The following is a 17,786-nucleotide window of genomic DNA, read 5'->3' on the forward strand; positions in this document are numbered from 1 at the left end:
TCCACCGGCGCCGGGAAGCGGGCCGTAAACGATTCATTAACCGCCGCCGGGCACCCCCGAAAACAGCCCATTTCGGCACGTCGCATTGTGGGACAATTGCGTTGCGGCGTAATATAATTATGCTAGCGAGCAATCTCAGGAAACGAATCTACGGGAATCAGGATGCGATTCGACGATATCGACGTGCGAATCCTCGGCTTGCTCCAGGACAATGGCCGAATGACCAATGTCGAACTGGCCGAACGTGTGGGGTTGACAGCCCCGCCCTGCCTGCGGCGCGTCCGCGCGCTGGAGCAGGAAGGCGCGATCAGCGGCTATCACGCGGCGCTCGATCCGGTAGCGCTGGGCTATAACCTCACCGTCTTCGCGATGGTGAGCCTGAAGAGCCAGGCGGACACTGATCTGCGCGCGTTCGAGCAGCTCGTCGCGGACATCCCCGAAGTGCGCGAATGCCATATGCTGAACGGCGAGATCGACTTCATCCTGAAGATCGTCGCGCCGGACCTGCAGAGCTTCCAGCAGATTCTGACGACCAAGCTCACCACCGCGCCCAATGTCGAGCATGTGAAGACGTCGCTGACGATCCGCACGTCGAAATCGCTGCCGGGCGTGCCTGTCCCCGAGATGTAAAAGCCCCGAGATGTGAGAAGGGGCGGCCTCGCGGCCGCCCCTCTCCGTATCTTCGCGATCCCGCGCCGCTCAGGCGAGCGGCGGCAGGTCCAGCGCCGTGGTCCACAGCAGGGCGACGTCTGCCGAGCCGGGCGCCTTGACCAGGCCGAAGGCGGTGCGCGCCTCGTCCTTGCGGCCGAGATAATAGAGCGCCTGGCCGCGGTGCAGGTTCACCTCGTCCGCGTTCACGCCGCCCTTCTGGACGGCAAGGTCGTAGAGCTCGAGCGCCTTGGCGTAATTGGCCGAGGCCAGATAGGCATCGGCGGTCTGCGAGGCGGTGCTGCCGTCCTTGGCCGTGGCAGCCTGCTTCGCCAGCGTGTCGAGCGAGCCCTCGGCCTTCACGCGGGTCTGCGCCGCGGCATACATCCGGTCGAGATCGGCATTGCCGGCAGGCGCCTTGCCCGAGGCGCGGCCGTCGCCGACCACCGCCACGGCTTCCCAGGGAAGGCCGGCCTGGGTGACGAGGTTCGAATATTCGAGATAGTCGTTGAGGTCGGCCAGCGCCTTGGTGGCGCGCATCAGGCGATACAGGTCGATCTTCTGCGCGTTGCTGAACCGCGCGCCCGAGCTGTTGGCGCCTTCGCGGAAGATCAGGATGCCCCAGCGCCAGTTCTGCACCGAGGGGTAATCCGCCAGCAGCCGCGATAGCCACTGCGCCGTCGCCGCGCGATCACCGGTCTGGTAGACGCGCGGAATGGCGAAACGATACCAAGCTTCGGGCGCCTTCTTGCCCGTCGCCTTGTTGGCCTCGATCGCGCGATTGACTTCGGCCACCGACTCCGCGGGCTTGCCCGTCGCCGAATAGGCATTGGCGAGCAGGATCTCGATGTCGGGCTGCTTCGAACCGGCCTCGCGCGCCTTGAGCAGCAGCGGAATCGCCTCGGCGAACTTCTTCTGCGAAGCCGCCTGCTGGCCGAGCAGGAAGTTGTACTGCCCCTGGTAGATCGGCATGTCCGTGGCGGGCGTCCGCGGGCTGGCGACCAGGATGGGCAGCGCCTTCAACTGGCCTTCCTCGTTGTTGCGCGAAGCGTCCATGCGGAAGCGGAGCCACGCCGCATAATAGCGCTCGTCGTCATTCTTCGCGGCGGCTTCGGCGGCGGCGATACTGGGTTCGGCGGTCGCCCAGTCCTTGGCGTTGACGGCGGTTTCGGCGGCGGCAGCCGGCTTGCGGAACTCGTCGCTGACCTTGAGCCCGGCGTCCTTGTCCGCCTTCTTGTCGGCCTTCTGCGCGGCGGCAGGCGCCGCACCCAGGACGGTGGCGCCCATTGACAGCACTGCGGCCAGCGCCAGCTTGGATACGAACCTCATTGTAGAACTCTCCTCGTGGGGGAACGGGCAGACGGGATCCCGGCTCCTCTAATTGCGCGCCCCGCGCCGTTCAAGCGCACCGGTAACCGATGCAGATCGCTTGATGAACGCGGATTGAATGCCTGCGATCCATCCGCACCGATCCTTGCTGGCATTTGTCTGCGATTGACGTTTAGGCTCGACAAACGATCCGGGGGAAAAAGAAAATGCCGATCCTGCTTGCTTTGATGGCCCAGACCGCGACTCTCGATGCCGATGATTCGAAGGCCGCGCTCGCCTGCGCGATGGCTGTCGCGGTCGCCAGCCCCTCGGAAAATCCCATGCGGATCACGTCGCAGGTCAGCCATTTCGTGATGCAGGCGGCAAAGGCCGATCCGGGCGGCAAGCCCTTTCTCGAGCGCATGGGCGAGCTGACCGGCGCGGCCGACCAGACCGCCGACTCGGCAAAGGCCCTGCTCCCCGAATGCGACCGCCGCTTCCCGCTCGCCCGTGCGAGCGCCACGGTTCGGCTGCCGGCCGATACGTTTCAGCGCGATCTGATGTGTTTCGGCATCCTGGGCATATTCAGGGGCGCGGCGGGCCAGTTGGAGGAGGATAGCGGCGATGCCGGCGCGCTGGACAGGATCCAGACCGTGCTGGCCCCGATCAGCGACCGCCTGACCGACGCAGCGCTGAACGCGCACGGCATCACATCCGAAGACGCTTTCTCGGCCGCGATCGGCGAGCAGATCAAGGCATCGCTGGCGCTCGGCAATGGCGAGGACGTGGCGCGCGCCTGCGGCGTCGCGAGCCTCTGAGAGGCCTTAGACCCTCGCGCGCGTACACGCACGCGCGGGCGCGCGGGGTTGGCAGAAGGCATCCGCCCCGCTAGAGCCATCGTAACGTCACAAAACCCGAAAGACATGATCCTTTGACCGACGAGACCGTCCTCGCCGACCCCTCCGACATTACGCCGATCTCGCTCGTCGAGGAGATGAAGACCTCGTACCTCGATTACGCGATGAGCGTGATCGTAGCGCGCGCCCTGCCCGATGTCCGCGACGGCCTGAAGCCCGTCCATCGCCGCATCCTCTACGCCGCGCAGGAAGGCGGCTATGTCGCCGGCCGGGCCTATCGCAAATCGGCCCGCCTCGTCGGTGACGTGATGGGTAAATATCACCCGCACGGCGACAGCTCGATCTACGACGCGATGGCGCGCATGGCCCAGGATTGGGCGATGCGGGTGCCGCTGATCGACGGCCAGGGCAATTTCGGCTCGATGGACCCCGACAAGCCGGCGGCGATGCGCTATACCGAGGCGCGGCTCGCCCGCGTCGCATCGGCGCTGCTCGACGACATCGACAAGGATACCGTCGACTTCCAGGACAATTACGACGGCTCGGAAAGCGAGCCGACGGTCCTGCCCGCGCGCTTCCCCAACCTGCTGGTCAACGGTGCCGGAGGCATCGCGGTCGGCATGGCGACCAACATCCCGCCGCACAACCTCGGCGAAGTGATCGACGCCTGCCTCGCCTATATCGACGGCATGACCGGCGCCCGCGAGGCGGTCACCCTCGAAGACCTGATGGAGATCGTGCCGGGGCCGGACTTCCCGACCGGCGCGCTGATCCTTGGCCGCTCGGGCTGCCGCTCGGCCTACCAGACCGGGCGCGGATCGATCATCGTCCGCTCGCGCTACGAGTTCGAGCAGCGCGGCGAGCGCCGCTCGATCGTGCTCACCGAGATCCCCTATCAGCAGGGCAAGAACGCGCTGGTCGAGAAGATCGCCGAGTCGGTGAAGGAAAAGCGCGTCGAGGGCGTCAGCGACATCCGCGACGAATCCTCGCGCGAGGGCGTCCGCATCGTCATCGACCTGAAGCGCGACGCCACGCCGGAAGTCGTGCTCAACCAGCTGTGGCGCAACACCCCGGCGCAATCGAGCTTCCCGGCCAACATGCTCGCGATCCGCGGCGGCCGGCCCGAACTGCTCAACCTGCTCGACATCGTCGAGGCGTTCGTCCGCTTCCGCGAGGAGGTCATCACCCGGCGCTCGAAGTTCGAGCTCGCCAAGGCGCGCGACCGGGCGCACATCTTGCTCGGCCTGGTGATCGCGGTCACCAATCTGGACGAGGTCGTCCGCATCATCCGCGGCTCCTCCAGCCCGACCGCGGCGCGCGAGGCGCTGCTGATGCGCGAATGGCCGATCGCCGAGATCGCATCCTATATCCGCCTGGTCGAAGCCGTGGAGACCGAAGTCACCGGCGACGTCTATCGCATGAGCGACGTCCAGGTTCGCGCGATCCTCGACCTGCGCCTGCACCGCCTCACCGCGCTCGGCCGCGACGAGATCGGCGACGAGCTCGCCAAGCTGGCCGAATCGATCGCCGAGTTGCTCGAGATCCTGGGCAACCGCGCCAAGCTCTACACGGTGCTGCGCGGCGAGCTGGTGCTGGTGCGCGACACCTATGCCACCCCGCGCCGCACCGAGATCGCCGCCGCCGCCGACGGGATCGAGGACGAAGACCTGATCGAGCGCGAAGACATGGTCGTCACCGTGACGATGGAAGGCTATATCAAGCGCACGCCGCTCGAGACCTTCCGGGCGCAGCGCCGCGGCGGCAAGGGCCGCGCCGGCATGGCGACCAAGGACGAGGACGTCGTCACCCACCTGTTCGTGACGAGCACGCACACCCCGGTGCTGTTCTTCTCCACCGCCGGCAAGGTCTATCGCATGAAGGTGTGGCGCCTGCCCGAGGGCGGGCCGGCCACGCGCGGGCGGCCGATGATAAACCTGCTGCCGCTGGCGAACGGCGAGACGATATCGACCGTGCTTCCCCTCCCCGAGAACGAGGAGGAATGGGGCGCGCTCCACGTCATGTTCGCCACCGCCAAGGGCAGCGTGCGCCGCAACTCGATGGATGCGTTCACCAACGTCCCCTCGAACGGCAAGATCGCGATGAAGTTCGAAGGCGACGATGCCGATGATCGGCTGATCGGCGTGGCGCTGATGGACGAGGGCGACGATGTGCTGCTCGCCAGCCGCCAGGGCAAGGCGATCCGCTTCGCCGCGACCGAGGTGCGCGAGTTCCAGAGCCGCAACTCCACCGGCGTGCGCGGCATCAGCCTGGCCGGCGGCGACGAAGTGATCTCGCTTTCGGTGCTTCACCGCGCCGGCATCCGCGACCAGGAGGAGCGCGACGACTATCTGCGCCACGCCCCCTGGAAGGGCGAGGATTCCGAGCGCGCGCCGCGCCAGATGGACGATGCCCGCTTCGAGGAGCTGAAGGACAAGGAGCAGTTCATCCTCACCGTCTGCGCCAACGGCTATGGCAAGCGCTCTTCGGCCTACGAATATCGCCGCACCGGCCGCGGCGGCCAGGGCATCACCAATATCGACAATCTCAAGCGCAACGGTCCGGTCGTCGCCAGCTTCCCGGCGCATAACGGCCAGCAGCTCATGCTCGTCACCGATCAGGCCAAGCTGATCCGCATGAATGTGGGCGATACGCGCGTGATCGGCCGGGGTTCGGCGGGCGTGAAGCTGTTCGACGTCGCCGACGACGAGCATGTCGTCTCGGCCGCACGGATCGAGGAGAGCGAGGACGAAGCCGAGGTGGATCTGGCCGACGGCGCTGTCGCAGGTGCCGCGACGCCGGACGCCGATACGGGCGAGGATCTGGCGGCGGGTCCGGGCGGCGACGCCGATGGAAATCCCGATCCGGGACAGGGGGACGACGCATAGCCGTCCGATTTTACAGAATTTGACTAATATCGGCCCTTGCCCGCGCCTATGTAGCGCCCGGTGCCAGGGTAAGGTGCCGATCGGAGTTATATGTCCATTCATCGTTCAGTGAAGATTGCCGCTGCGTGCGCCCTGTTCGCCGCCGGTTCCGCCCATGCGCAGACCGCGAAGGATTATAACGTCTTCGTATTCGGCAATTACAGCGCGTCGGGCAGCGACGTCGAAGGCCGGCTCGCGGCGGGGGGCGACGTATCGATCAGCGGCTACAGCGTCGGCGAAAAATTGGGCTCCGCCTATGCCGACAGCGACAATCTGGTCGCCGGTGGCAAGCTCAGCTTCAACAACGGCCGGCTCGTTCACGGCAACGCCGTGGGCGGATCGCTGAACGTCGGCAGCAGCGCGAGCTTCGGGAACGGCGCGGCGCGCGCGGATTCCACCGGCATCGATTTCGCAGCCGAGCAGCTGCGGATGTTCGGCCTTTCCAGCACGCTCGCCAGCGAAGCCGAAACGGGCGCGATGACGTGGCAATATGGCGGCTATACGCTGACCGGTTCCGGCGCCGCGCTCGACATATTCAATGTCTCGGGCGCGAACCTGTCGGGCGCGAACAGTTTCAACATCAGCGCTTCGAAAGACGCATTCGTCGTCATCAATGTGAGCGGCGTGGCGGACATGTTCCACAATTTGGGCATCAACCTGACCGGCATCGCCGCCGACCATGTCCTGTTCAATTTCTACGAAGCGAAATCGCTGACGATCGAGGGCATTTCGATCAAGGGATCGATCCTGGCGCCGCAGGCGAACGTGAATTTCAACAGCGGCCAGTTCAACGGCACGCTGATCGCCAATTCCATGACCGGCGGCGGGCAATTCAACTATGATCCCTATGCCGGCACGCTGCTGGACCCGACGCCGACCGGCGTGCCCGAGCCGGCCGCCTGGGGCATGATGATCGGCGGTTTCGCCCTGGCCGGCGCGGCGCTGCGCCGGCGCAAGCGAGGTGCTCGCGCGTTCGCATAGCTCATGACCGATCGCCCCCTGCTCGCCTACAAGGTGCTGACCGCCGATCAGATGGCAGCGCTGGAACGCGACGGCGCGTTCGCGGGCGCGCCGGTCGATATGGCGGACGGCTATATCCATCTCTCGACCGCCGGCCAGCTCGGCGGGACGATCGACAAGCATTTCGCCGGTCAGCAGGATCTCTGGCTGGTGGCGGTCGATCTGGCGGTGCTGGGCGATGCGGTGAGATGGGAGACCTCGCGCGGCGGCGCGCTGTTCCCGCATATCTACGGCACGCTGCCGCTGGACGCCGTCATCGCCTATAGCGAGCTGCAATACGAACCCGACGGGGCATTGCGCCTGCCCGTCACCGGTTGAATCCGGACTTGCCAATCCCCCCTCGGAAGTCGAGAGGCGGCACGATGATCGGAACCGCGAACATGCGTGCGGGAGGATGGCGGCGCGTCGCGCTGTTCCTCGTCGCGTGCTCGCTGCTGTTTCGCATCGCCGTCCCCGCCGGCTGGATGCCACAAGCCTATGCCCAGGGCGTCACGCTCGCCTGGTGCAGCGGCATGGGCGACGCCGCCCCCGCCGAAGCCAGGGTACTGATCGACAAGGCCCTGGGCGGGCAGGACGCGCCGAAGCACAAGCCCGCTTCCGACCAGCCCTGCGCCTTCGCCGCCGCCGCGCATCCGATCGCGCAGGTCGCCCCGGCCCCCCTGCCCATGCCGGCCGCGCACGAGCCGGTGGCGGTCCACCCTGTCCTGCCCGCCTTTCCCGGCCGCGGCCTTGTCGCACCGCCGCCCTTCGCCACAGGACCGCCGCTCCACGCCTGAACCGGAATTTTCCTGTTTCAGTCGGAGCATCTATGTCTTTCTCAATGCCATGCCGCGGGCGCCTGCCCCGCGTTTCACTCGTTCTCGCCACCCTGCTGGCGTTTCCCGCCCATGCCTCGGATGAGGACAAGGACCAGGACGGGAGCCACAAGCCCGTCATCATCGTCACCGGCCAGCGCGATCACGCGACGATCGAGAACGCCCCCTCCACCAGCGCCCATATCGATGCCGAGCGGATCGACGCCACGATCAACGCCGTCAATGTCGAGGACACGGTCAAATACCTGCCCAGCCTGGTCGTGCGGAAGCGCCATATCGGCGACACCCAGGCCCCCCTGGCCACGCGCACCTCGGGCCTGGGCGCCAGCGCGCGCAGCCTGATCTACGCCGACGGCGCACTGCTCTCCTCGCTGATCGGCAACAACAACACCAGCGCCAGCCCGCGCTGGGGCCTGGTCTCGCCCGAGGAGATCGAGCGGATCGACGTCCTCTACGGCCCCTTCTCGGCCGCCTATCCGGGCAGTTCGATCGGCGCGGTAGTCAACATCACCACGCGGTTGCCCGACAAGCTGGAGGGTACGCTGAGCGCGCTCACCAACATCCAGGACTATAGCCAGTACGGCACCAAGGCGCTCTACCCGACCTGGCAAGTCGCCGGCACGCTGGGCGATCGCTTCGGGCCGCTCTCGCTGTTTGCCGCCGCCACGCATACCGCGAGCAAGGGGCAGCCGCTGAGCTTCGTCACCGCCAACCGGCCCGCCACACCGGGCACTGGCGGAAGCGCCGCGACCGGCGGCTATGACGCGCTGAGCCGCACCGGGGCACCGATCCGCGTGCTCGGGGCCTCGGGGCTGGAGACGCAGCATCAGGACGTGTTCAAGCTCAAGGCCGCGCTCGACGTCACCGACGGGGTCCAGCTCCGCTATGTCGGCGGCCTGTTCCTCGATAACACCAATGCCGCCGCCGAGACCTATCTCTCGAACGGATCAGGCCAGGTCTATTCAGGGTCGCTCAATATCGGCGGTTATCCCTACGGCATCGCCGCGAGCGCCTTTTCAGGCGGAGTCTATTCGAAGGACTCGCGGCATTGGTCGCACACCCTCTCCGCGCGCGGCACGGGCGCGCTGGCCTGGGAGCTGATCGGCTCGCTCTACGATTTCGACCGCGACGTGCAGCGCAGCCCGAACGGCGCGCTCCCGGCGGCGAATGCCGGCGGCGCGGGGCAGATCGTCCGCCTCGACGGCACCGGCTGGCGCACGCTTGACGCCAAGGCGAACTGGCGAGGCCTGAGCGCAGGCGGCCATTGGGACCGCTTCACGATCGACAGCGACCGCTACGCCACCGCCGACTGGATCCGAGGCACCCAGGGCGCGCTCAACCTCGCCTCGCGTGGCAAGACCGAAACCTTCGCCCTCTGGGCACAGGACGCGATCCAGGCCGGCCCCGTCACGCTCACCCTGGGCGGACGCTATGAATGGTGGCGCGCGTTCGACGGCTACAACTATTCACTGACGCCCGCGCTGGCGGTGACCCAGCCCGAGCGGCATGCGCACGGCTTCTCCCCCAAGGCATCCATCGCCTGGGCGCCCGCCGCCGACTGGACGGTGCGGCTCTCCGCCGGCAAAGCCTATCGCTTCCCGACCGTGGGCGAACTCTATCAGGCGGTGACGACCGGCACGACACTCAGCGTGCCCGATCCGACGCTCCGGGCGGAACGCGCGCTGTCCGAGGAACTCGCGATCGAGCACGCCGATGGCCATGGCTCGCTACGGTTGTCGCTGTTCAACGAGATCGTCGAGGATGCGCTGGTATCGCAATCGGCGCCGCTCGTGGCGGGATCGGCGACGCTCTACAATTATGTCCAGAATGTCGGGCGCACCCGCGCGCGCGGCGTAGAGCTTGCGCTCGATCGCCGCGACGTGCTGCCGCGCTTCGATCTGGCCGGCAGCCTGACCTATGCCGACGCCACGACGCGCGAGGACACCGCCTTCCCCGCTGCGATCGGCAAGATGCTGCCCAGCGTGCCCCGCTGGAAGGCGAGCGCCGTCGCCACCTGGCGGCCGGACGACACGGTCTCGCTCACCGCCGCCGCCCGCTATGCCAGCCGCAACTGGGGCAGCCTCGATAACAGCGACGTGATCGGGAACACGTGGCAGGGCTTCTACAAATATCTCGTCATCGACGCCCGCGCCCGCTTCCAGGTGAACAAACGCTACGCTTTCGCGCTCGGCATCGATAACCTGACCAACGACAAATATTTCCTGTTCCACCCATTCCCGCAGCGATCGGTAACGGTCGAAGCAACAATGCGGCTATGAGCGCTTGACGACCAAGGCGGGTACCCTTAAGTGCCCGCCTTCCGCAGCACATGGCCCCTTCGTCTAGCGGTCTAGGACGTCGCCCTCTCACGGCGAAAACACGGGTTCGAGTCCCGTAGGGGTCACCAAAATCCTCTCCCAGAGGGTTCCAGAAGATGCCATAACTGGCTGATTTCTGCGGGTTTTTCGTGGTATAGGTATCCCATACGGAGCGGCTTCGTGCCACCGGATACCACCATGTTGATGGTATATCTGATGGTAGCGCGGTCCTCCCCCAAAAGGAGATACCATCATGGCGCTTACCGCTGTTTCGATCAAAAACGCCAAGGGCCGCGCAAAGCCCTACAAGCTCACTGATGGCGACGGGCTGTTCCTGTATGTCACCCCCAATGGCGGACGCTACTGGCGGATGAACTACCGCCACCTTGGCAAGCAGAAGACGCTGGCCTTTGGCGTCTATCCCGATACCGGCCTTGCCGAAGCCCGCGAGCAGCGCGACGCGGCCCGAAAGGTTCTGGCGCGCGGCGACGATCCGGCCGAGCGGATCAAGCTGGAAAAGGTTGCGGCAGCCGTCGCGGCCTCCAACAGCTTCAAGGCAGTGGCCGACGAATGGCTTGTGAAGGTCGAGCGTGAGGGCCGTTCTGCCGTTACCATGAAGAAACTGCGCTGGCTGCTGGACTTCATCAATGAGTCCATCGGCAAGCGCCCCGTCGCCTCCCTCACCGCGCAGGAGCTTCTTATCATGCTCCGCAAGATGGAGGGCAAAGGCCGCTACGAGACGGCTAAGCGGCTTCGCAGCACGTGCAGCCAGATATTCCGCTACGCCATCGCCACAGCGCGAGCGGAGCGCGACGTTGCCGCCGACCTTCGCGGCGCGCTGATCGCTCCCCAGCCCGTCCACCGCGCCGCGATCACCAACGCCGACAAGGCGGGCGGCCTGCTGCGCGCCATTGAGGCGTTCGAGGGGCATCCCAACACCAAGGCGGCGCTGCGGCTCTTGCCCCATGTCTTTGTGCGCCCCGGCGAACTTCGCTATGCCGAATGGGCCGACTTCGATTTCAACAAAGCCTTGTGGACGATCCCGCCGCACAAGACCAAGATGCGGCGCGTCCACAGCATCCCCCTGTCCCGGCAGGCGCTGGCAATCCTCGAAACCATCGAGCATGACGCCGAGTATAGCTCCTACTTGTTCCCGTCGCTGCGTTCGGTCGATCGGCCCATGTCGGAGAACACCATCAACGCGGCGTTGCGGCGCTTGGGCTTCGCTCAGGACGAAATGACCGGCCACGGCTTCCGGGCAATGGCGGCGACGCTGTTGAACGAAATGGGCCTATGGCATCCCGACGCGATTGAGCGCCAGCTTGCCCATTGCGACAACAACGCGGTGCGCCGCGCCTACACGCGGGGCGAATATTGGGACGAGCGCGTGCGGATGATGCAGCACTGGTCGGACCATCTCGATTTCCTCCGCGACGGTGCGAAAGTCATCAAGGGCACGTTCCGCAAGGCGAAGGCCGGGGAGTAACCCGGCCTTGCGTCATTCGGCGGCGCGATCTTCGCGGTAGCCTGCGGGATTGGCGATCCAGCGATCCACGGCGGACTCATACCAGCCGGTGCCGTGGACGCTGATCGGCACCTGGCGCGGGAACGTGCCTTCGGCGACCTTGCGGTAGAGGGTGGAGCGGGACAGGCCGGTGCGGGTCAGCACGGTCTTGAGACGGACAATCCTTTCCTTGTTACTCACGGGACGCACTTCCATTCTATGACGATTGATAAAACCCCCAAAACAAAGCATTGGTAAGCCGGAAGCACGATGCAAGAGTGCTCCGGTCAAGATGTGGCGAGCATAGTGCTCACGGCGGTCTAAGTGTGGGTAACGGTGGGCAACGGCGGCGAACTACGGCAAACGGCGGCGTATGTCGGTGGACGGAGGAACGGGGCGAAAATTCGCTCCCTATACTCGCACGTTTCTTTGTCCGCCGTGACAAATGGGCCACAGCAACGACCGGCTTTTGTGGTGGAGCAGACGCGGCCCGATGAACTCGGCCTGATTCCGATTCGCACGACATGGCGGACCTTCCCAAACATAACCAACTCGTCCGCCAAGACCGCATGCTGTATCGAGTTATTCGGGAACGCAAGAGGGGGAGGCACTACAGTGCCGATCGCGCCAACTTCGTGAGACGGCATGAGATTTTTTTGGTTCGGGTTGGTGCGTGATTGGTTTGTGGCGTTTCCGTTCGCTCGTGGCATGAACAGCCTATGCCCCACGCACTACCCATCCGATTGCCTTGGCCCGCCGATTTCCCCGATGTGGTGATCCACACCGATGTTCGGACGCGCGACAACCATCCCGGCTACGGAGCCGCCAAAGCAGGAGACGCCGACGCGGCGCTTACGCTCGCTTCCGATCTTCTGTCAGCCGCCGGGATTGAGCAGCTCCGGTTGATTGTCCACGACCGGCCCGCATTGTTGCTGCCTGTCATCGCGGACGAATTGACGGGCTTCAACGCGATCCCCGATGCGATGGCGCAGATATTGGGCGATGAACTCCGCCTTGCGGTGATCGCGGGCGAGATCGTCCAGACCAACAAGGTTGGGCACACACGCGCGCCAGCCTTTCAGCGTCTTGTGACACCAGCCACGTTCGAGGGGCCGGTGCAGCAAGGCGCAAGCTATGTGTTGGTTGACGATCATGTCGGCTTGGGCGGCACACTCGCCAATTTGCGCGGTCATGTCGAAGCGCGCGGCGGAATGGTCATCGCGATCACGACGCTGACCGAGAGCCGCGACGCCCGCGCAATTTCATTGCGACCCGCCACGCGAAACCTGCTATGGGAGCGTCATGGCGAAGCACTTGATGACCTCTGGAAAAGCCAGTTCGGCTACGGGATCGACTGCCTCACGGAAGTCGAAGCCCTCAACCTATGTCGTCAACAATCCGTTGCCGCCATCGAGGATTTCTTGGCTCAAGCAGCAGTCGAAGCACGTAGCCGAGGTATCCAGACAGCGGTTGAGCCGGACGGCTGACTGCTAGTCCATGCGAGGATGCAGGGCGACCGGGTAATCTCGAATACCCGCCCTCATTTCGTGATTCTTAGATCGGCTCGCATCGCTTCCTTCAGGTCGTGATCGGCCTTCATACGCGCCGCACGATCATCATTGGTTTCGACAATTCGGCGGATCGCATCACGAACTGAAGCTGGTGCAACCAACTCGCATCGCATCTGCCAGTAGGCAAACGCCTTGGCAGCTTCGTCCGTCCCTTCGACAGCCGCGCGATGATAGGCTTCCAACAATCCGACATATGCAGCTTGCTTCTCGCGAAACGCGCGCTCGTCCTGCTTCGATCGTTGCGCCAGCCATGATTGGACCAGGGCCGTGACGATCGATCCGAGGCCGAACGCTGTCAGAAGTGGAATGAGCTGCGCCATTCCGACAGTGTAACGACGATCGTTGCCCGATGCGACGTTCGTTCTACAGTTTCGGGATGCGGGACGAAATCATTTCGGAGATACGGCGATTAGCGGCATTGAGCGGACAACCGCCCGGACAAAAGCTGTTCGCCAAGGAAACCGGCATTGCCGAGCACCAATGGCGTGGGCGATATTGGCCGCGTTGGGGCGATGCCCTTCTTGAAGCCGGGTTTGAGCCTAACAAGTGGAACGGTCGCGGCGATTCCGGCGATGTTCTTTCAGGCTTGATCGCGGCTTGCCGACACTACGGCCGCCTTCCAACCGGCTCTGAACTCGAAGTGCTGCGACGAGCCGAGCCGTCGGTCCCGCATCCGAGCGTCATTAAGCGTCATTTCGGGCGGCGATCCGACATGATTGTGGCGCTTGCCTAATACGCGGCGGCAGATACGACGCTTTCGGACATTGCGGCGATGCTGCCCGATCAAGCGGACGCCGCTTTGCAGCCCCGTCCACCATCGAAGTCGATCGAAGGCTTCGTCTATCTCATTAAGTCCGGTGACTTCTACAAGATCGGGCGCAGCGACGAACTGGAACGGCGAGTAAAGGAGATTCGCGTCGCCCTGCCGGACAAGGCCGAATTGGTCCATTCGATCCGCACCGACGATCCGCCGGGCATCGAAGCCTATTGGCATCGTCGCTTCGCCGATCGCCGCGCAAACGGCGAATGGTTCAAGCTGACTTCGATCGACGTGTCAGCTTTCAGGAAACGGAAGTTTCAATAGCGTCGAACGCCCGCTTGCCGCGCCGCTTCCACAGGACGAGCACGTTGTCGCGTTCTTCGCCTTGCAGCTTGACCGCAATGGAGAGGAACGCACCGTATAGGGTGGCGCGATCGTCATCGGTCAGATCGACCAGTCCGGCCTTGACGACAAGGCCGCCCAATTCGATCAAATGGCGCGTTCTCTCCCGGCGTTTCATCACCCACTCCCGCGTGTCTATTCGCGCTTTGCGTGCCTCAACGCGATGCCGCGCCGCCTTCAAGCGGTAGAGCGCCTTTCGGTTGTTGTTCAGATCGCGACGCAGGCCGGCGTTGCTTGCCGCGAAAGAAGGCCGCGCCTGCCTTGCGCCACCCCTCGCTTGTCGCGACATCTTTGTTGGCGACGGCATCGAGCAGCACGCCCGCGAGCAGATCGGCGTCGAGTGCATCGGCCCCGGTTGCCGCGACCAGCTCGCCAAGCTGGCGCACCCGCCGTTCCTTGAGCGCCTTCGCTCTGTCGGCCAGCGCCTTCAGCTCCGAATCAAAGTCGCGCGGTTTACGCATCACAGTCTCCATTCTTGTCGGATGGAGTGATTCTAGAGTATTGCTTTGCGTGATGCAGTAGAGTCGCCGGGACGTTCTGGAACCGCCTAGTCCCTGCTCGGATTTTATTCGAGGAGGGCGCGCTTATACGTCGTTCCGACGTGCGCTCAGAAGTGTAAATGGTATGCCGCTATGGCGATATACCATTTCAGCGTGAAGGTCATCAGCCGCGCCGGCGGACGCAGCGCCGTGGCGGCGGCCGCCTATCGTTCGGCCGACCGGCTGCACGACGAACGGCTGGATCGCAACCATGATTTCACCAACAAGTCGGGCGTCGTCCATTCGGAAATCCTTTTGCCGGAGAACGCGCCCGAGGAACTGGTCGACCGCGAAAAACTATGGAACGCGGTCGAGGCCGGCGAGAAGCGGAAGGATGCGCAGCTATCGCGCGAAGTCGAGTTCGCCATTCCGCGCGAGATGACGCAGGCGCAGGGCATCGAGCTTGCCCGCGACTTCTCGCAGGCCGTGTTTGTCGATCGCGGCATGATCGCCGACCTCAACGTGCATTGGGATGTCGGCACGGACGGCCTCGCCAAGCCGCACGCCCATGTCATGCTCACCATGCGCGAGGTGGGCGAAGACGGGTTCGGCGCGAAGGTTCGCGACTGGAACAAGGCCGAGCTTGTCGAGCAATGGCGCGAGCGTTGGGCCGATCATGTCAACACGCGGCTTGCCGAACTCGACATAGATGCCCGCATCGATCATCGCAGCCTTGAGGCACAGGGCATCGGGCTTGAGCCGCAGGACAAGATCGGCCCCGCCGCGCAGCGGATGGGCGAGCGCGGGCTTGAGTCCGAGCGCATCGAGGATCACCGCGAGATTGCGCGCCGCAATGGTGAACGCATCATCGAGAACCCGCGTCTCGCCCTGGACGCAATTACCCACGGCCAAGCGACGTTCACGCGCCGCAACATGGCGATGTTCATCCACCGCCACAGCGACGGGAAAGAGCAGTTTGACGCCGCGATGAGCGCGGTGCGCGGCTCGCCCGATCTTGTCGCCCTGGGCAAGGATGGGCGCGGCCAGGATCGGTTTACCAGCCGCGACATGATCGAAACCGAGCAGCGGTTGCAGCGCGCATCGGAATTGATGGCAGAGCGCGAACGGCATCGCGTGGACGAGAAGGATCGCGCCGCCGCATTGGCGCAGGCGGAAGGGCACGGGCTGGCGCTGACCGGCGAGCAGCGCGGGGCGTTCGAGCATGTGACGGGCGACCGGAGCTTGAGCGTCGTCGTCGGCTATGCGGGCACCGGCAAGAGCGCGATGCTTGGCGTTGCGCGGGAGGCATGGGAGCGCGCGGGGTTCGAGGTGTGCGGAGCGGCGCTGTCCGGCATCGCGGCGGAGGGCTTGGAGAACGGCTCCGGCATCGCCTCGCGCACCATCGCCAGCATGGAACATGGCTGGTCGCAGGGGCGCGACCTTCTCACCGCCCGCGACGTGCTGGTGATCGACGAGGCGGGCATGATCGGCACGCGCCAGATGGAGCGCGTGCTGTCCCATGCCGCCGACGCCGGCGCAAAGGTCGTGCTGGTAGGCGACCCGCAGCAGTTGCAGGCGATCGAGGCGGGCGCGGCGTTCCGGGCGATCCATGAGCGCCACGGCGGCGTCGAGATTACGGAGGTTCGCCGCCAGCATGAGGGCTGGCAGCAGGACGCCACCCGGAACCTTGCCACCGGCAGGACCGGCGAGGCGATCCGGGCCTATGCGGATCATGGCATGATCCACGCGGCCGAGAGACGCGAGCAGGCGCGCGGCGAACTTGTCGAGCGTTGGGATCGCGAGCGCATCGCCGCACCGGATCAAACGCGCATCATCCTCACCCACACCAATGACGAGGTGCGCGAACTGAACGCGGCGGCGCGCGACCGGATGCGGACGGCGGGCAAGCTTGGCGATGACGTGTTGGTGAAGGCCGAGCGCGGCAATCGCATGTTCGCTAGCGGCGACCGCATCATGTTCCTTCGCAACGAGCGCGGCCTTGAGATGAAGAACGGCACGCTGGGGACCGTCGAGCAAGTGAACCAGCAGGGCATGACCATCCGCACCGATGACGGGCGTTCCGTGGCATTCGACACCAAGGATTACGCCCATGTCGATCATGGTTACGCCGCCACGATCCACAAGGCGCAGGGCATGAGCGTGGACCGCTCCCATATGCTCGCCACGCCGGGAATGGATCGGCACGGCGCTTATGTCGGGATGACGCGCCACCGCGACGGCATGGCCCTCCACTACGGCCGCGATGACTTCAAAGACGATGCCCGCCTTGTCCGCACACTGTCCCGCGAGCGCACCAAGGACATGACGAGCGACTATGCGCGCGTCGAACCTGTCCGCGAGTTTGCCGAGCGGCGCGGCATCAGCTTTGGCGAGCGTGTCATGGAGATCGCCCGCGCAGGGGCGGAGAAGGCGCGCGGGATCTTCGACGGGTTGCGCCTCTCGCTCCCCGGTCAGCAGCGCGAGCCATCGCCCACGCCCGAATCCCGTCGCGGCATGTTCGACGGCCTTGACCTTGGCCGTTTCGTTTCCGCGCCGGGCCTCGATCCTGCCCGTCAGCAGCAGCGTGAGCATGACTCGCAGCCGCTACGGGCGAGCGGCTTGCGCGGCGCGGTCGAGCGTTACGCCAAGGCGCTCGACGCGATCCAGCAGACCCGCGCGCACGGTATCGACCCCATGCCCCACCAGCGCGAGGCGTTTACCCGAGCGCGCGATGCTCTGGACACGATCCGGCCCGAAGGCTCCACCGATTTGAACAGCGCCTTTCGTCACAGCCCGGAACTCATCCGCGAAGCCGCCCAGGGACGCGGCCAGGCTGCGATGCGCGCGATGCAACTGGAATCGGAAATCCGCATCGATCCTTACAACCGCGCTGACAGGTTCGTGGAGGGCTGGCAGCAATTGCAGCGTGCCCATCAGGAACTGCTGCGCGACGGCGATTTCCGGGGAGCGAAGACCGCCGCGCAGCAGATGGCCAGCATGGCGAAAAGCCTCGAGCGCGACGCCCAGCTCGAATCGGTGCTGGGCCTCAGAAGCCGCGAGCTTGGCCTTGAGCTCGGCAGGGACTTGGGGCGCACCCTGTCGCGCGACATCGCCGATTCCATTCCCTTCGATCACGGCCGCCAGATCGGCCGCGGCATGAGCCGCTAACCACAGGAGAAG

Annotated in this window: 17 protein-coding genes and 1 tRNA gene; 13 read left to right on the plus strand and 5 right to left on the minus strand. The window is 65.1% G+C overall.

Annotation, left to right across the window (positions count from 1 at the left end):
- Positions 1-162 precede the first annotated feature (162 nt).
- Positions 163-630: an Lrp/AsnC family transcriptional regulator gene (locus HB724_RS00120; protein WP_213978867.1), complete on the plus strand. Its 468-nt coding sequence runs from the start codon at positions 163-165 to the stop codon at positions 628-630.
- 69 nt (positions 631-699) lie between these two features.
- On the opposite strand, the gene HB724_RS00125 is transcribed toward HB724_RS00120, so the two are convergent.
- Entirely contained in the window at positions 700-1,977 is a 1,278-nt protein-coding gene (locus HB724_RS00125) for a tetratricopeptide repeat protein (RefSeq protein WP_213978868.1), read from the minus strand.
- A gap of 206 nt (positions 1,978-2,183) precedes the next feature.
- Here HB724_RS00125 and HB724_RS00130 point away from each other — a divergent pair, with 206 nt between their 5' ends.
- From HB724_RS00130 to HB724_RS00165, 8 genes are all read left to right on the plus strand, one after another.
- Complete coding sequence (locus HB724_RS00130; protein ID WP_213978869.1) at positions 2,184-2,774, plus strand: hypothetical protein; 591 nt, start codon at positions 2,184-2,186, stop codon at positions 2,772-2,774.
- A 113-nt stretch (positions 2,775-2,887) separates the two neighbouring features.
- Entirely contained in the window at positions 2,888-5,698 is a 2,811-nt protein-coding gene (gene gyrA, locus HB724_RS00135) for a DNA gyrase subunit A (RefSeq protein WP_213978870.1), read from the plus strand.
- A 108-nt stretch (positions 5,699-5,806) separates the two neighbouring features.
- Entirely contained in the window at positions 5,807-6,718 is a 912-nt protein-coding gene (locus HB724_RS00140) for a collagen-binding domain-containing protein (protein WP_213978871.1), read from the plus strand.
- 3 nt (positions 6,719-6,721) lie between these two features.
- On the plus strand, positions 6,722-7,075 hold the full coding sequence (locus HB724_RS00145) for a DUF952 domain-containing protein (RefSeq protein ID WP_213978872.1): 354 nt from the start codon (positions 6,722-6,724) through the stop codon (positions 7,073-7,075).
- A 44-nt stretch (positions 7,076-7,119) separates the two neighbouring features.
- Positions 7,120-7,533 carry a hypothetical protein gene (locus tag HB724_RS00150; protein ID WP_213978873.1) on the plus strand — a complete coding sequence of 138 codons (414 nt, stop codon included), beginning with the start codon at positions 7,120-7,122 and terminating at the stop codon, positions 7,531-7,533.
- Between the two features lie 44 nt (positions 7,534-7,577).
- Positions 7,578-9,851, plus strand: a complete 2,274-nt coding sequence (locus tag HB724_RS00155) for a TonB-dependent receptor (protein WP_213978874.1) — start codon at positions 7,578-7,580, stop codon at positions 9,849-9,851.
- A 52-nt stretch (positions 9,852-9,903) separates the two neighbouring features.
- A tRNA-Glu gene (locus HB724_RS00160) sits at positions 9,904-9,979 on the plus strand.
- Positions 9,980-10,143: 164 nt separating this feature from the next.
- Positions 10,144-11,376, plus strand: coding sequence for an integrase arm-type DNA-binding domain-containing protein (locus HB724_RS00165; RefSeq protein ID WP_213978875.1), 1,233 nt, complete (start codon positions 10,144-10,146; stop codon positions 11,374-11,376).
- Between the two features lie 12 nt (positions 11,377-11,388).
- On the opposite strand, the gene HB724_RS00170 is transcribed toward HB724_RS00165, so the two are convergent.
- A complete protein-coding gene (locus tag HB724_RS00170; protein WP_213978876.1) occupies positions 11,389-11,595 on the minus strand; it encodes an AlpA family phage regulatory protein in 207 nt (68 codons plus the stop codon).
- A 569-nt stretch (positions 11,596-12,164) separates the two neighbouring features.
- On the opposite strand from HB724_RS00170, the gene HB724_RS00175 reads away from it, so the two are divergent.
- The gene (locus HB724_RS00175) at positions 12,165-12,881 is read left to right on the plus strand and encodes a hypothetical protein (protein WP_213978877.1); all 717 of its coding nucleotides are present in this window, start codon (positions 12,165-12,167) and stop codon (positions 12,879-12,881) included.
- 53 nt (positions 12,882-12,934) lie between these two features.
- On the opposite strand, the gene HB724_RS00180 is transcribed toward HB724_RS00175, so the two are convergent.
- Positions 12,935-13,285, minus strand: coding sequence for a hypothetical protein (locus HB724_RS00180; protein WP_213978878.1), 351 nt, complete (start codon positions 13,283-13,285; stop codon positions 12,935-12,937).
- Between the two features lie 29 nt (positions 13,286-13,314).
- Between HB724_RS00180 and HB724_RS00185 the strand changes: the two genes are divergently transcribed.
- Together HB724_RS00185 and HB724_RS00190 are read left to right on the plus strand one after the other, a co-directional pair.
- The gene (locus HB724_RS00185) at positions 13,315-13,698 is read left to right on the plus strand and encodes a hypothetical protein (protein ID WP_213978879.1); all 384 of its coding nucleotides are present in this window, start codon (positions 13,315-13,317) and stop codon (positions 13,696-13,698) included.
- Between the two features lie 39 nt (positions 13,699-13,737).
- Complete coding sequence (locus HB724_RS00190) at positions 13,738-14,049, plus strand: GIY-YIG nuclease family protein (RefSeq protein ID WP_213978880.1); 312 nt, start codon at positions 13,738-13,740, stop codon at positions 14,047-14,049.
- On the opposite strand, the gene HB724_RS00195 is transcribed toward HB724_RS00190, so the two are convergent.
- Together HB724_RS00195 and HB724_RS00200 are read right to left on the minus strand one after the other, a co-directional pair.
- Positions 14,027-14,245 (minus strand): conjugal transfer protein TraD, encoded by a 219-nt coding sequence (locus HB724_RS00195; protein WP_213978881.1) that lies wholly within the window; start codon positions 14,243-14,245, stop codon positions 14,027-14,029. The genes HB724_RS00190 and HB724_RS00195 overlap by 23 nt on opposite strands.
- A gap of 37 nt (positions 14,246-14,282) precedes the next feature.
- Positions 14,283-14,588, minus strand: coding sequence for a conjugal transfer protein TraD (locus tag HB724_RS00200; protein WP_213978882.1), 306 nt, complete (start codon positions 14,586-14,588; stop codon positions 14,283-14,285).
- 171 nt (positions 14,589-14,759) lie between these two features.
- Here HB724_RS00200 and traA point away from each other — a divergent pair, with 171 nt between their 5' ends.
- Positions 14,760-17,774 carry a Ti-type conjugative transfer relaxase TraA gene (traA, locus tag HB724_RS00205; RefSeq protein WP_213978883.1) on the plus strand — a complete coding sequence of 1,005 codons (3,015 nt, stop codon included), beginning with the start codon at positions 14,760-14,762 and terminating at the stop codon, positions 17,772-17,774.
- The last annotated feature ends 12 nt before the right edge of the window (positions 17,775-17,786 follow it).

It is taken from the genome of Sphingomonas sp. dw_22 (genome assembly GCF_018449795.1).
Taxonomy (GTDB): Bacteria; Pseudomonadota; Alphaproteobacteria; order Sphingomonadales; family Sphingomonadaceae; genus Sphingomonas.

Coding starts and splice junctions, on each gene's coding strand:
- HB724_RS00155 (WP_213978874.1), top strand. CDS start 7,578: ATGCCATGCCGCGGGCGCCTGCCCCGCGTTTCACTCGTTCTCGCCACC.
- HB724_RS00145 (WP_213978872.1), top strand. CDS start 6,722: ATGACCGATCGCCCCCTGCTCGCCTACAAGGTGCTGACCGCCGATCAG.
- HB724_RS00125 (WP_213978868.1), bottom strand. CDS start 1,977: ATGAGGTTCGTATCCAAGCTGGCGCTGGCCGCAGTGCTGTCAATGGGC.
- traA (WP_213978883.1), top strand. CDS start 14,760: ATGGCGATATACCATTTCAGCGTGAAGGTCATCAGCCGCGCCGGCGGA.
- HB724_RS00190 (WP_213978880.1), top strand. CDS start 13,738: ATGCTGCCCGATCAAGCGGACGCCGCTTTGCAGCCCCGTCCACCATCG.
- HB724_RS00200 (WP_213978882.1), bottom strand. CDS start 14,588: ATGCGTAAACCGCGCGACTTTGATTCGGAGCTGAAGGCGCTGGCCGAC.
- HB724_RS00180 (WP_213978878.1), bottom strand. CDS start 13,285: ATGGCGCAGCTCATTCCACTTCTGACAGCGTTCGGCCTCGGATCGATC.
- HB724_RS00120 (WP_213978867.1), top strand. CDS start 163: ATGCGATTCGACGATATCGACGTGCGAATCCTCGGCTTGCTCCAGGAC.
- HB724_RS00195 (WP_213978881.1), bottom strand. CDS start 14,245: ATGAAACGCCGGGAGAGAACGCGCCATTTGATCGAATTGGGCGGCCTT.
- HB724_RS00150 (WP_213978873.1), top strand. CDS start 7,120: ATGATCGGAACCGCGAACATGCGTGCGGGAGGATGGCGGCGCGTCGCG.
- HB724_RS00165 (WP_213978875.1), top strand. CDS start 10,144: ATGGCGCTTACCGCTGTTTCGATCAAAAACGCCAAGGGCCGCGCAAAG.
- HB724_RS00130 (WP_213978869.1), top strand. CDS start 2,184: ATGCCGATCCTGCTTGCTTTGATGGCCCAGACCGCGACTCTCGATGCC.
- HB724_RS00185 (WP_213978879.1), top strand. CDS start 13,315: ATGCGACGTTCGTTCTACAGTTTCGGGATGCGGGACGAAATCATTTCG.